This window comes from Falsiphaeobacter marinintestinus (genome assembly GCF_007923355.1).
Classification (GTDB): Bacteria; Pseudomonadota; Alphaproteobacteria; order Rhodobacterales; family Rhodobacteraceae; genus Phaeobacter_A; species Phaeobacter_A marinintestinus.
This window is the reverse complement of sequence record NZ_VOGO01000001.1, coordinates 729,356-742,468: the sequence shown is the minus strand read 5'-3', so window position 1 is coordinate 742,468 and position 13,113 is coordinate 729,356. Positions and strand designations below refer to the sequence as shown.

Below are 13,113 nucleotides of genomic sequence, written 5' to 3'. Positions count from 1 at the left end.
TGAGGGACACTTAATGGCACACGCAAAAAATCATGACTATCACATCCTACCCCCTTCCTTATGGCCCCTGATCGGTGCCGTGGCTGGGTTCTTCATGCTTTTCGGAGCTGTGCTTTGGATGCACGGCGTCACATCCTTGATGTTCTGGGCGGGCTTTGTTGCTGTCCTTTACACCATGTTCGGCTGGTGGTCCGAGACGGTCACTGAAAACAAGGTTGGTGACCATACTCCGGTCGTGCAGATCGGCCTGCGCTATGGCTTTATCCTGTTCATCATGTCCGAAGTGATGTTCTTTTTCGCCTGGTTCTGGTCGTTCTTCAAACACATGATGTATCCGATGTATGAATACAGCGGGACCGAGTATGTTCAGCCGACGATACACGCCGTTGACCCGTTCCACTTGCCGCTGATAAACACTCTGATCCTGCTGTTGTCAGGTTGTGCTGTAACTTGGGCGCACCACGCCTTGGTTCACAACAATGACCGCAAGGCGTTGGTGCAGGGGCTGGCGATTGCCATCGTTCTGGGAATCTTCTTTACCGCGTTCCAAGCCTATGAATATGGCGAACTGTTGCTGCATGAAGGCTGGGAATTTGGCGGCGATGTCTTCTATTCCAACTTCTTCATGGCCACCGGGTTCCACGGATTTCACGTACTGATCGGGACGATATTTCTGATCATTTGCATGATCCGCGCGATGAAGGGCGATTTCACGGAAACCGATCACGTCGGGTTCGAAATGGCGGCCTGGTACTGGCACTTCGTTGACGTTGTCTGGCTGTTCCTGTTCTTTGCTGTGTACCTTTGGGGCACCGCAGGCATGCACTAAACCTGTTTGCGGTTGAAAACCCGCAGAGACAGCGTATCAAACAGGGCGTGCGGATTGATCTGCGCGCCCTTTGCCATTTCCAGAGCCTGAGCGCCCCATGCAACGTCTTTTGTTCGCGCTGATCATTTCCATTGCCGGAGTTGCCGTACTCGTCAGCCTTGGCAACTGGCAGGTTCGTCGTCTGGCTGAGAAAGAAGCCATTCTGGCCGAGATCACAGCCCGGATCACACAGCCCCCGATTTCGCTGCCAGCCAATCCGGATCCGGTCAAAGACAAGTACCGTTCGGTGGTTGTGGATGGTGTAATGCTGCCGGGCGAAATCCACGTTCTGGTGTCGCTCAAAAAGGTCGGGGCCGGGTATCGTGTCATTGCTCCGTTCAAAACCAAGGATGGGCGACGCATTCTGATCGACCGGGGTTTCATCGCGCCTGAAGACAAGGCGACAGATCGCGCTTTGGGTGCGATGCAAGTCGCTGGCAATCTGCACTGGCCGATTGAAATCGACAGCTACACACCGGATCCCGACCGTGCTGGAAACATCTGGTTTGCGCGCGATGTTGCCATGCTGGCCGAGGCGCTCAAAACCGACCCGATTCTGATCATAGCCAAAACCGACGCCGATTCCGGGGTCACTCCGCTTCCTGTCGATACGACTGGCATTCCGAATGATCACCTGCAATACGCTGTCACCTGGTACGGCCTGGCGCTGGTCTGGGCTTTGATGAGCATCTACTTTCTGTGGCGCACCCGCGCCAAAGCCAGAGGCAAGAATTCATGAAATATATCTCCACCCGTGGCCAAGCGCCTGAGTTGACCTTTGAAGAGGCAATGCTGACCGGACTGGCCCGCGATGGGGGGCTGTATGTGCCCGCCGAGATCCCTGTGATGAGCGCGGATGACATCGCGGCCCTCGGTGGACTTAGCTATGAAGAAACTGCTTTCCGTGTGATGCGGCCCTATATCGGCGACACCTTTGCGGATGACGAGTTCCGCGAGATCATCGCCCGCGCCTATGACGGCTTCGACCATGCCGCCCGCGCACCGCTGGTGCAACTGGCCCCAAACCATTTCCTGCTTGAGCTGTTTCACGGCCCGACATTGGCCTTCAAGGATTTCGCCATGCAGCTGATCGGTCAGCTGTTTGAGGCGGCTCTCAAACGCCGTGGCGACCGGGTGACCATCGTTGGCGCCACCAGTGGCGATACGGGCTCGGCAGCGATCGACGCCTTCCGCGGGCTGGAAGCGGTTGATGTGTTCATCCTCTACCCGCATGGTCGCGTGTCTGAAGTGCAGCGCCGACAGATGACGACGCCGCAGGATTCCAATGTGCACGCATTGGCGATGGACGGCGATTTCGACGACTGTCAGGCCCGGGTCAAAGACATGTTCAACGATTTCGAATTTCGCGACGGCGTGAAGCTTGCCGGTGTGAACTCGATCAACTGGGCCCGTGTCCTTGCGCAGGTGGTTTATTATTTCTCGTCGGCTGTGTCGCTGGGCGCCCCGTACCGCAAGATCAGCTTTACCGTTCCGACCGGGAACTTCGGCGACGTCTTTGCCGGATACATCGCCAAGCAAATGGGCCTGCCGATTGACCGCCTGGTGGTTGCTACCAACCAGAACGACATCCTGCACCGTTGCCTGAACGGAGAAGGGTATTTCAAGGGCCAGACAATTCCGTCGATCAGCCCGTCCATGGACATACAGGTCAGCTCGAACTTTGAGCGGGCTTTGTTCTATGCCTACGATCGGGACGGCGCAGCCGTGTCGCAACTGATGGATGAGTTGAAATCTGGCGGGTTCAATGTCAGCCAAGGGGCTATGCAGGCGTTGCGCGAAACCTTCGACTCAGGCTGCACATCCGAAGCTGAAACGCTGGCGACGATCCGAACGACACTGGCGACTGGTGCCGAACTGATCTGCCCGCACACCGCGGTTGGCGTACATATCGCCGAACAGGCGCGCGACGCGTCGGTTCCGATGGTCACACTGGCCACGGCGCATCCGGCAAAATTCCCGGCGGCAGTCGAAGAAGCGAGTGGCGTACATCCACCTCTTCCCCCGCGCATGTCGGATCTGTATGAGAGGTCAGAACGGGTGACCCGGATCGCAAACGATCTGGCCGTCATCGAGGATCATATCAAAGGGCATATCGCTACGTGACTGTTCAGCAAGATCGACTTTCCAACGGGTTTCGTATCGTTTCCGAACATATGCCTGGCCTGCAATCCGCTTCGATTGGCATCTGGGTGACAGCCGGCGGCCGTCACGAGCGGATCGAACAAAACGGCATTGCCCATTTTTTGGAGCATATGGCGTTCAAGGGTACGAAACGGCGCACCGCTTTGCAGATCGCCGAATCGATCGAAGACGTGGGTGGCTATATCAACGCCTACACCTCGCGCGAAGTGACGGCGTATTACGCACGGGTTTTGCAGAACGACGTGCCGCTGGCTCTGGACGTGATCGCGGACATCGTGCTGAACCCGATCTTCGATCCTAACGAGATCGAAGTCGAACGCGGCGTGATCCTGCAGGAAATCGGTCAGGCTTATGATACACCCGATGACGTGATTTTCGACTGGCTTCAGGAAGAAAGCTATCGCAATCAGCCATTGGGCCGCACCATCCTGGGTCCATCCGAACGGGTCAGTGCGTTTTCGCGCGAAGATTTGGCCGGGTTTGTTGGCGAACACTACAACCCCGGACAGATGATCCTGTCGGCCGCCGGTGCGGTTGATCATGATGTGTTGGTAAAGCTGGCCGAAAAGCTGTTTGGACATCTGCAGCCGGGCGCTGAAGGCGTGGTAGAACCTGCTACGTTTACCGGCGGCGAAATGCGGCGGGACAAGGAGCTGGAGCAGGCACATTTTGCTTTGGCGTTCGAAAGCCCCGGCTACCGCGACGATGCGATTTATACGGCGCAGATCTATTCCAGCGTTTTGGGCGGCGGCATGTCGAGCCGCCTGTTTCAGGAAATCCGCGAAATGCGCGGGCTTTGCTATACGATCTTTGCCCAGACCGGTGCCTATGCCGATACCGGCACAACAACGATCTATGCCGGGACAAGTGCCGGGCAGGTGGCCGAACTGGCGGGCATTACCATCGACGAAATGAAGCGGGCCGCCCATGACATGTCCCCGGAAGAGGTGGCGCGAGCGCGGGCTCAGATGAAGGCGGGGATGCTGATGGGGCTGGAAAGCCCATCGAACCGAGCCGAGCGACTGGCCCGTCTGGTTCAGATCTGGGACAAGGTCCCGTCTCTGGAAGAAACCATATCCCGGATCGATGCCGTGACAACCGGAGATGTGCGCGAGTTCGCCCAACATATGGCAAGTCAGGCTCCGGCGGCTTTGGCGCTGTACGGCCCGATCGAGGCTGCACCGACTTTGGACCAGTTGCGGGAGAGGCGTGCCGCCTGATGCTGTCCTGATGCTGCTGGCCAAACGGAAACTCAAGCTCGAGACCGAGCGGCTGTCTCTACGACCGCCGACGCATTCGGATTTTCGAGATTGGGCGGCGCTGCGGCGGCAAAGCATGGATTATCTCGTACCGTGGGAACCCAGCTGGTCGCCTGACCACCTGAGCCGCAAGGCCTTTACCAACCGTGTCTATTGGGCCCAAAGGTCGATCGCAGGTGGATCGGCGGTGCCGCTGTTTCTGTTCCGCCGCAAGGACGAAACGCTTCTGGGCGCGATCACGCTGGACAACATCCGACGTGGTCCGGCGCAGGCCGGCACCTTGGGGTATTGGACAGGCGCGCATTTTGCCAGAAAAGGCTATATGCGCGAGGCTGCCGCTGCGATCACCCACTATGCCTTCACGCGGCTGGATCTCAGCCGAATCGAGGCAGCGTGCCTGCCGGAAAACGCGGCATCGCGCGGGCTGCTGGAAAGCTGTGGCTTCAAATATGAAGGTGTCGCGCAATCCTATCTTCAGATCAACGGACGCTGGCGTACACATGTGCTGTACGCCAGTTTGCGCAGCGATCGTCGCGGAAAGTCCGAAGCGGGCTGATCTGAAACTGGATCTGACGCCCAGCTGTGCTACCCTTTCCTGAACGGAGGGTACGCGATGTTCCGAGCATTTCTGGTTTGTCTTTTGGCCTTTTCCGGCGCTGCCACTGCGCAAGATCGCCGCCCCAGTCACTGCATCGCTATAGCCGATGCCGCGCCGGGGATCGAATATCTGCACAAGGCATCTTGGAACGCGCCGCTGCCGGACGCATACACGGTCAGGATCAGCTATATTGCCCATGCAAGCTTTCTGATCCAAACCGCTGGTGGGCTGAACGCCGTCACGGACTTCACCGGCTTCATCGGGACCGCCGATATGATTCCTGACGTGGTCACCATGAACCACGCGCATGACACCCATTGGACGGCTTTTCCCGACCCGGCGATTCCGCATGCGCTGCCAGGGTGGGGGGCATTCGGTGAAGGGATCGACCACCACCTGGATCTTGGCGAGATGCTGGTGCGCAATGTGTCGACCGATATCAGGTCGCAATTCGCAGGGATCGAAACCAACGGAAATTCGATCTTCGTGTTCGAAGTGGCGGGTCTTTGCATTGGCCATCTTGGGCACCTGCACCACATACCTAACGATGCCCAGTTCGCCGCGCTCGGTCGACTTGATGTCGTCATGGCGGCGGTGGATGGCGGGTCGACCATGCCTCTGCCGGACATGATTAAAGTGCTGCAAAGGCTAAAATCCTCGGTGGTAATTCCGATGCATTGGTTCAGCGGCTATTCGCTGGGGGCGTTCCTGTCGGGAATTGAAGGCACGTTCGCTATCGAACGGCCCGGAGAGTCATCCTTTGAAGTCTCGTTGCGCACTCTGCCGGATCGTCCAACCGTGGTTGTCCTGGAACCGCGATACCTTATCGAACTTGAGTGATCCGACTTGCGTCGTGACCACGGGCACGGCATGGATGGTGCCATGACCTTTTGTCCTGCAGATGAAGCCTTTGCACGGCGCTTGCGCGATTCCGTTCCTGAGGATGTTTTTCGCCCTGTCGAGGCCAGATATCTGGAAGAGCCCCGTGGCCTGTTTCAGGGACAGTGCGGGGTGCTTGCTGCCCCACGCAGCACCGAAGAGGTCTCGACCCTGATGCGCGCCGCACACGAGGCCCGCGTCCCGGTTGTCCCTTATGGCGGCGGCACCGGCTTGGTAGGGGGGCAGATTGCGACCGACGGGCCCCCGCCGCTGATCATTTCGTTGGAACGCATGCAGGCGATCCGAAACCTGTATCCGGCGGAAAACGTGATGATCGTGGAAGCCGGCGCAATTCTGGCTGACATTCAGACCGCTGCCGAAAATGCTGGCCGATTGTTCCCGCTGTCTTTGGCGTCGGAAGGGTCAGCGCGGATTGGTGGCAATTTGTCGACCAATGCAGGCGGTACGGCCGTGCTGCGGTATGGCAACACCCGTGATCTGTGTCTGGGGCTTGAGGCGGTGCTGCCAGATGGGCGGATCTGGAACGGGCTGTCGCGCCTGCGCAAGAACAATCTGGGCTATGATCTGAAAGACCTGCTGATTGGCGCCGAGGGCACGTTGGGCATTATCACGGCCGCGTCGCTGAAACTGTTCCCACAACCGGCTGGCATCGGCACCGCGCTTCTGTCCGTGCCAAGCCCAGCAGATGCGCTTGACCTGCTGTCGCTTGCCCGTGACCACCTGGGTGATGGCGTCAGTGCCTTTGAACTGATCGATGGTCAGGGTATGCATTTTCTGGCCGAGGTCCTACCCGATCTGCGCCTGCCATATGCCGAGATTCCGACATGGTGCGTTCTGATCGAACTGGGACTGGCCAAAGGGCTGGATCCTACAGAAGCTTTGGAAACGCTGTTCGGAGCCGCGTTTGAGGCGGGTCTTGTGAGCGATGGGTTGATTGCCCAGTCCGAGGCACAACGAACTGAATTCTGGAACGTGCGTGAACAAATCCCCGAGGCCAACCGGCGTGTTGGGGCGGTGTCGAGCCATGATATCTCGATCCCGATCAGCCGCATTCCGGAGTTTCTGGAACGTGGAAACGCAATCGTGGCAAGGATCGGCGAATTTCGCCTGAATGCATTTGGCCACCTTGGCGATGGCAACCTGCACTATAACGTGTTCCCAGCCAAAGGGCGCAGTAAGGCCGACTATTCAAACTGCCGGGACGTGGTCAAACAGGCGGTGTACGACCTGGTTCACGAGATGGATGGATCGGTCAGTGCCGAACATGGTGTCGGGCGGCTTAAGACCGCCGATCTTGAACGCTATGGTGACCCTGTCGGGGTCGAGGTGATGCGTGCGATCAAGGCCGCACTCGATCCGATTGGGATCATGAATCCCGGCGCTGTTCTACGCAGTCTTTGACTTGGTTGTGACCCGGCGAGGGCTGCTACAGGCCTTCAAACGCACATAAGGCATGCACGTCCATGCCCATGCCTTCCAACACCTTGCGACCACCCAGATCCGGTAGGTCGATGATGAACGCGCATGACACGATCTCACCGCCCAACCGTTCAATCAGCTTGATCCCGGCAGCTGCCGTGCCGCCAGTTGCCAGCAGGTCATCGACCACAAGGATCTTTTCGCCGGGCTGGATGGCATCGTCGTGGATCTCGACAATCGCCTCACCGTATTCCAGCTTGTAATCCTGTGAGATCGTCGTGCCGGGCAGTTTGCCCTTTTTGCGGATCGGGACAAACCCGACGCTCAACTGATGAGCAATGGCGCCCCCCATGATGAAACCGCGTGCTTCAAGACCAACGACCTTGTCGATTCTTGCACCAGCGTAGGGCAGTAGCATCTGGTCGATCGCCATGCGAAATCCACGCGGATCGGCAAACAGGGTGGTGACATCCCGGAACATGATCCCTTCATGCGGGAAATCGACGATCGTGCGAATGTAATCCTTAACGTGGAAGGTCTGGTTCATGGGGCCACCCCGATTTTAACAAGATCGGGTGGGGTTTGGACGATGTGCCCCGGTCATGCAAGGGGCGATTGTCATTCTGCGAGAGACCCCGCAGGTTGGCATCCGGATCAGTGGTTTTTCCGCGTATTGAAAAAGCTGCGGTAAAGGGTTTTCGGGATCCAACTCAGATGCGGTTTGTTCCAATCTGCGCGGTCCTGAACAAGAATGTGCTGCGCGGCAAGGAGGTTCATTTGCCTTTCCTTTCTTTTTGTTGGTACTGTCATTTTTACCTACAACGCCTATGCTATGTATATGCATTGACTAGGCGTGTTTTTCAAGAAAACACGGGACGCGCGTCGTGACAAAAAAAGACGGCAAGACCATTGGCAAGAAAAACAGCCAGCTGGTCCTTAGGCTGGACAAGGACGAACGGGACGCGTTCGTCAAGTTGTGCAAAGAGCTTGATACCAGCGCTGCGCGCGAAATTCGCCGCTTTATTCGCGGTTTCATGAAGGAAAACAGCGACAGCTGAACTGCCGGTCTTACGCAGGCCGCCGCAGGAGAGCGGTGGCAAGTCCCATTCCCATCAAAGTGACCCCGCCAGCCCGGGTCAGCCCGGTGATGACCCTTGGTTGCCCAACCCACCGGCGCAGTTTGTCGGCAAGCAGCGCATAAGCCAGCGCGTTAAGGGCAGCCAGTGTGACGAAAGTTGCGATCAGGATGGCGAATTGCGGAACCAGCGGCGCCTCGGGTCGCAGGAATTGCGGCACAAAAGCTATGAAGAACGCGATCGATTTGGGGTTCAGAGCGGTCACGGCGGCGGTATGGCCAAAGACCCTGCCAGCTCCGGCATTGCGGGAACTGGCCAGATGCTGCAACCCCGACGACGGCGCACTGCGCCACAGCTTGACGCCCAGCCAGACAAGATAAGCTGCGCCTACCCACTTCAGAGCCATGAACACCGTGGCCGAGGTGGCGACCAGCGCACCCAGCCCCGCCAGCGATGCGGTCATGGCAATCAGATCGCCCATAGCTACACCTGCTGCACTGGCAACCGCCACGCTGCGGCCTTTGCTGAGGGCATAGCTCAGGACCAACAGAACAGTTGGGCCTGGGATCAGCAAGAGTGCGGTCGAGGCGGCCACGAAGGCAAGCCAAAGGTCGATCGACATCATGTTGTCCAATGTTCAAAACGTGAAATCTTGGGACAGGTAAACCGATTGGACATTTGTTTCGCAAGGCAAATGACTGTGCATCAGGGATAAAACTCACATCGACCCGCCCGGACAGTGGGCAAAAGGAGGGCATCGAGCCGCGCGAATCAGGAGGCCTGCGCCTTTTCGTTGCCTTATGCCCCAGTGAGACACACATGCAGAATTCCTTTTGAGCAGCAGGGGCTTGGGCGCGCGTGGCAGTAGGGGTGAAAAAAGTGAAAAAGTATGGTATTGTAGTTCATTATTATTGGAGTAATTGATATGAAATATTTCCTTTTGGCGTTTTTCGCCTTTTTCCTGATGACCCATACTGCTTCGGCGTGTCCGGCCGGATACTTCAATTGCGGCGGGACACTGTGCTGCCCTAATTAAGGTGAATAAAAATGGAACGTAGCAAGATATTATTGGCCGGGTCCATAGCTTGCCTGGCAACATTCATTTTCGTGAAACAAAACATTTTTTGCACGGATAATCATGACTTGTTTCTGCACAGCAATTCGGTTGATGCCGATGAAGTGCACGAACCGGAACCGGGCAAGGCCTATGCATTTCACAAGAGAGGCGGCCGTTTCGAACCTACCGCCAGCTGTGTGCTGCAGGGCGTGAGCCGTGCGGCTCCCAAAGTCGAGGTGTTTCACGGACGGAACCTGGCAGGCGAAAGCTACAACGCGGCCATTGCCAATTTCGCCGGGGAAATCGACAACAGCTTTATGGGCGTGGTTCTCGCAAAACCCGTCGAGCGCAAATGGAGCCTTAATAAGCAACACAACAAGTTCGCTGGCGGTGAATTCGATTCAGCTTGCATCCCAGTTCTTGTCGAGCGGGTCAATAATCCGAATTACGAGGTTTATATTGTCGACACCGTATACTATTCGGATGGAAAAATGTCCGACGCGTTCATGGTCACTTTCAAACCGGATCCTTTCGTTTTGTCTGACTGTGATGCGGGATGCCGCGCAGATCAGGTTGATCTGTTCGAGCTGAAACGAACCCGGTTTCTGACTCGAATCAAGCAGGGCCTGTTCGATCTGGAACGTACACTGGGCAGTACCTAAAGCACCCGCCCTGCGACCGCATCCAGCCGCGCCAGAACCGCTGGGTCCCGTTTGTCTGGCGCGGTCAGGATCGCATTCTCCAATGCCCGGTCGCAGCCGTGCGGGCAGGGCGCGCGGCCAGCGCCAAGCAGGGCGGGCAGGCGGGTCACCATCTGGCGGCCATGTTCGGCATTGCCCATCAGCGTCTCGATGATCTTGGTCACGTCGACCTCGCCGTGATGCGGGTGCCAGCTGTCGTAATCGGTGACCATCGCGACCGAGGCGTAATCAATCTCGGCCTCGCGGGCCAGTTTTGCCTCGGGCATATTGGTCATCCCGATCACATCCGCGCCCCAGTGATTGCGATACATCTGCGATTCCGCCAGCGTTGAAAACTGCGGCCCTTCCATTGCCAGATAGGTGCCGCCACGATGCACGGTGATGCCTGCGTCCCGCGCGGCGGTTTCGCAAGCGTCGCCCAAGCGCGGGCAGGTGGGATAGGCCACGCTTACGTGGGCCACGCATCCGGTCCCGAAAAAGCTTTTCTCGCGGGCAAAGGTCCGGTCAATGAACTGATCGACAATGACGAAATGCCCCGGGGCCATGTCTTCGCGGAACGATCCGCAGGCTGAGACCGAAATGATGTCGGTCACACCCAGCCGCTTCAACGCGTCGATATTGGCGCGATACGGCACTTCGGTTGGCGAATGCACATGCCCACGCCCGTGGCGGGGCAGAAACGCCATCGGTACCCCGTTCAGCGTGCCGGTCAGGATCTGATCGCTGGGATCGCCCCAGGGCGTATTGACCGTGACCCACTCCGCGCCGTCCAGCCCGTCGATGTCGTAGATGCCCGATCCGCCGATCACGGCGAGTTTGGTCTGTGTCATGGTGTCTCCGGTGTTGTGCTGTGTCGCAGATTAGCGATGAGGCCCGGATTGAAAAGCGCCTATTCGCGCCTATTCCCGGCGGATCAACCCGATGATCGCAGCCGCGCCCAGTGCCGTGACCAGCCAGCCGGCGATGATGAACACCCAGCGCGCCCACCAAAGGTGCCAGCCCCAAGGTCCCCGCCCGCCTTGCAGGCTGCCACCAACTGCTTTTCGGCCGGGGTCAGCCCGTCGGGGTAATGGGTTTCGATATCGTGCCAGCGGGCGATCAACGGCATCAAAGGCTCCTGCGGATCGGCTGTTGTCACGGTAGCGGATTGGGACGGTTTGGAAAGTGTGATAGACCATTGCAGATAACTAGGGTTGCGCTGGATGCATGGCTGCATCCCACTTGCTACCCTAGATATGGACTGGACAAGCGGGTACAGACGCGGCACCGCTGCGCGCCCTCACCAACAGGACTGATTCCATGCCCCGAGCCCTTCTGGCCTCGTTTGCCAATCGTATTGCCATGCCCGACCTGCGCTGGATGCCCGATGACGGTTTCAGTGTGTCGCGGGTGCGGATCGAGCTGCTGTCGGGGCTCACGGTGGCTTTGGCGCTGGTGCCCGAAGCGGTGGCCTTTGCCTTTGTGGCGGGGGTGCACCCGTTGGTGGGTCTCTATGCCGCCTTCATGGTCGGTCTGATCACGGCGCTGATTGGTGGACGCCCAGGCATGATCTCGGGCGCGACCGGTGCGTTGGCCGTGGTCATGGTGGCTTTGGTGGCGCAGCACGGTGTCGAATATCTGTTCGCAACCGTTGTCCTTATGGGAATCCTGCAGGTGATTGCCGGAATCATGCAATGGGGCAAGTTCATCCGACTGGTACCGCACCCGGTGATGTTGGGTTTTGTAAACGGTCTGGCCATCGTGATTTTCCTGGCCCAGATGGGCCAGTTCAAGGTGCCCGGCACCATGGTTAATACCGGGCATGGCATGTCGGGTGGCGAATGGCTGTCAGGTTTGCAGCTCTACACGATGCTTGGGCTGGTCGGTTTGACCATGGCCGTGATCTGGGTGATGCCCAAGATCACGCGGGTTATCCCCGCGCCGCTGGCCGGGATCGGGGTCGTGGCTGCGCTGGTGATCGGCTTTGGTCTTGATGTGCCACGCGTTGGCGATCTGGCGTCGATCCAGGGTGGCTTGCCGAAATTTCATATCCCTGTTGTGCCGCTGAGTTGGGAAACGCTTGAGATTATCCTGCCCTATTCGGTCATTCTGGCCGCAATTGGTCTGATCGAAAGCCTGCTGACCCTGAACCTTGTTGGTGAAATGACTGGCAAGCGCGGCGGGGCCAGCCAGGAATGTATTGCACAAGGTACGGCCAACGTTGTCACCGGTTTTTTCGGCGGCATGGGCGGCTGTGCGATGATCGGGCAGTCAATGATCAACGTGAAGTCGGGGGGGCGGACCCGTGTGGCCGGAATTGCCGCCGCGATGTTCCTGCTGCTGTTCATTCTGGTCGCCTCGCCGGTAATCGAAGTGATCCCGCTGGCCGCGCTCGTTGGTGTGATGTTCATGGTGGTGATCGGGACGTTCGCGTGGAACTCGTTCAACATCATGCGTAAAGTGCCGCTGACCGATGCCTTTGTGATCGTTCTGGTGACCGTCGTGACTGTGATGGAAGATCTTGCCGTGGCTGTGGTTGTCGGTGTGATCGTCTCTGCGCTGGCCTATGCGTGGAACAACGCAAAGCGGATTCACGCGGTGACCCGCGACTCGGCGACTGAAGAGGGCGCAAAGGTTTATGAAATCAATGGGCCACTGTTCTTCGGATCATCCGAAGGGTTTGCTGAATTGTTCGAAGTCGCGGAAGATCCGGACACCGTGATCATAGATTTTGCTGAAAGTCGCGTTGTGGATCAATCGGCCTTGCAAGCGATAGAAGCGGTCGCACTGAAATACGAGGCCGCCGGCAAGAAAGTGATGCTGCGCCATCTCAGCCGGGATTGTCACAAACTGCTGACAAAGGCCGGTCACCTGATGGTCGACAGCGACGATGACCCTGACTATGCGCTGGCCGTGGACTATTCAGTCAAAACTGGAATTTTGGGCGGCCACTAAGGCAGGAAATGCCTTGGACTAATGGGTCTGCCAGAAAACTTGTGGAGGTGAACAGGTTGATGTCCACCCCCATAAGTTGATTGGTGAGCAATCGGGCCACTGGGTTCACGCCGACTGCGGTTTCGACAGAATGAAGCG

Annotated in this window: 14 protein-coding genes; 10 read left to right on the top strand and 4 right to left on the bottom strand. The window is 57.9% G+C overall.

What is annotated here, in order from left to right:
- Positions 1-13: 13 nt before the first annotated feature.
- The 7 genes from FOY56_RS03675 to FOY56_RS03645 all read left to right on the top strand — a co-directional run bounded on the left by FOY56_RS03675 (position 14) and on the right by FOY56_RS03645 (position 7,189).
- Entirely contained in the window at positions 14-829 is an 816-nt protein-coding gene (locus FOY56_RS03675; RefSeq protein WP_146344430.1) for a cytochrome c oxidase subunit 3, read from the top strand.
- A 97-nt stretch (positions 830-926) separates the two neighbouring features.
- Complete coding sequence (locus FOY56_RS03670; RefSeq protein ID WP_146344429.1) at positions 927-1,607, top strand: SURF1 family protein; 681 nt, start codon at positions 927-929, stop codon at positions 1,605-1,607.
- Positions 1,604-2,992, top strand: coding sequence for a threonine synthase (thrC, locus tag FOY56_RS03665; RefSeq protein ID WP_146344428.1), 1,389 nt, complete (start codon positions 1,604-1,606; stop codon positions 2,990-2,992). The genes FOY56_RS03670 and thrC overlap by 4 nt, the downstream gene beginning before the upstream one ends.
- Positions 2,989-4,251 carry a M16 family metallopeptidase gene (locus tag FOY56_RS03660; protein ID WP_146344427.1) on the top strand — a complete coding sequence of 421 codons (1,263 nt, stop codon included), beginning with the start codon at positions 2,989-2,991 and terminating at the stop codon, positions 4,249-4,251. Before thrC ends, FOY56_RS03660 begins: the two co-directional genes overlap by 4 nt.
- Positions 4,252-4,261: 10 nt before the next feature.
- Positions 4,262-4,846 carry a GNAT family N-acetyltransferase gene (locus tag FOY56_RS03655; protein ID WP_146344587.1) on the top strand — a complete coding sequence of 195 codons (585 nt, stop codon included), beginning with the start codon at positions 4,262-4,264 and terminating at the stop codon, positions 4,844-4,846.
- Positions 4,847-4,903: 57 nt separating this feature from the next.
- Positions 4,904-5,728 (top strand): MBL fold metallo-hydrolase, encoded by an 825-nt coding sequence (locus FOY56_RS03650; RefSeq protein ID WP_146344426.1) that lies wholly within the window; start codon positions 4,904-4,906, stop codon positions 5,726-5,728.
- A 42-nt stretch (positions 5,729-5,770) separates the two neighbouring features.
- Positions 5,771-7,189 (top strand): FAD-binding oxidoreductase, encoded by a 1,419-nt coding sequence (locus FOY56_RS03645; RefSeq protein ID WP_146344425.1) that lies wholly within the window; start codon positions 5,771-5,773, stop codon positions 7,187-7,189.
- A 25-nt stretch (positions 7,190-7,214) separates the two neighbouring features.
- On the opposite strand, the gene FOY56_RS03640 is transcribed toward FOY56_RS03645, so the two are convergent.
- A complete protein-coding gene (locus FOY56_RS03640; RefSeq protein WP_146344424.1) occupies positions 7,215-7,754 on the bottom strand; it encodes an adenine phosphoribosyltransferase in 540 nt (179 codons plus the stop codon).
- Positions 7,755-8,091: 337 nt separating this feature from the next.
- Here FOY56_RS03640 and FOY56_RS23445 point away from each other — a divergent pair, with 337 nt between their 5' ends.
- Complete coding sequence (locus FOY56_RS23445; protein WP_186766229.1) at positions 8,092-8,265, top strand: hypothetical protein; 174 nt, start codon at positions 8,092-8,094, stop codon at positions 8,263-8,265.
- 10 nt (positions 8,266-8,275) lie between these two features.
- On the opposite strand, the gene FOY56_RS03635 is transcribed toward FOY56_RS23445, so the two are convergent.
- Positions 8,276-8,905 (bottom strand): LysE family translocator, encoded by a 630-nt coding sequence (locus FOY56_RS03635; protein WP_146344423.1) that lies wholly within the window; start codon positions 8,903-8,905, stop codon positions 8,276-8,278.
- A 521-nt stretch (positions 8,906-9,426) separates the two neighbouring features.
- Here FOY56_RS03635 and FOY56_RS03630 point away from each other — a divergent pair.
- Positions 9,427-10,002 carry a hypothetical protein gene (locus FOY56_RS03630; protein ID WP_146344422.1) on the top strand — a complete coding sequence of 192 codons (576 nt, stop codon included), beginning with the start codon at positions 9,427-9,429 and terminating at the stop codon, positions 10,000-10,002.
- Here the strand turns inward: FOY56_RS03630 and FOY56_RS03625 are convergent.
- Together FOY56_RS03625 and FOY56_RS03620 are read right to left on the bottom strand one after the other, a co-directional pair.
- Positions 9,999-10,871 carry an S-methyl-5'-thioadenosine phosphorylase gene (locus FOY56_RS03625; protein ID WP_146344421.1) on the bottom strand — a complete coding sequence of 291 codons (873 nt, stop codon included), beginning with the start codon at positions 10,869-10,871 and terminating at the stop codon, positions 9,999-10,001. The two genes, FOY56_RS03630 and FOY56_RS03625, sit on opposite strands and share 4 nt — an antisense overlap.
- 83 nt (positions 10,872-10,954) lie before the next feature.
- Positions 10,955-11,149 carry a hypothetical protein gene (locus FOY56_RS03620; RefSeq protein ID WP_146344420.1) on the bottom strand — a complete coding sequence of 65 codons (195 nt, stop codon included), beginning with the start codon at positions 11,147-11,149 and terminating at the stop codon, positions 10,955-10,957.
- A 191-nt stretch (positions 11,150-11,340) separates the two neighbouring features.
- On the opposite strand from FOY56_RS03620, the gene FOY56_RS03615 reads away from it, so the two are divergent.
- The gene (locus FOY56_RS03615; protein WP_146344419.1) at positions 11,341-12,975 is read left to right on the top strand and encodes a SulP family inorganic anion transporter; all 1,635 of its coding nucleotides are present in this window, start codon (positions 11,341-11,343) and stop codon (positions 12,973-12,975) included.
- Positions 12,976-13,113: the final 138 nt, after the last annotated feature.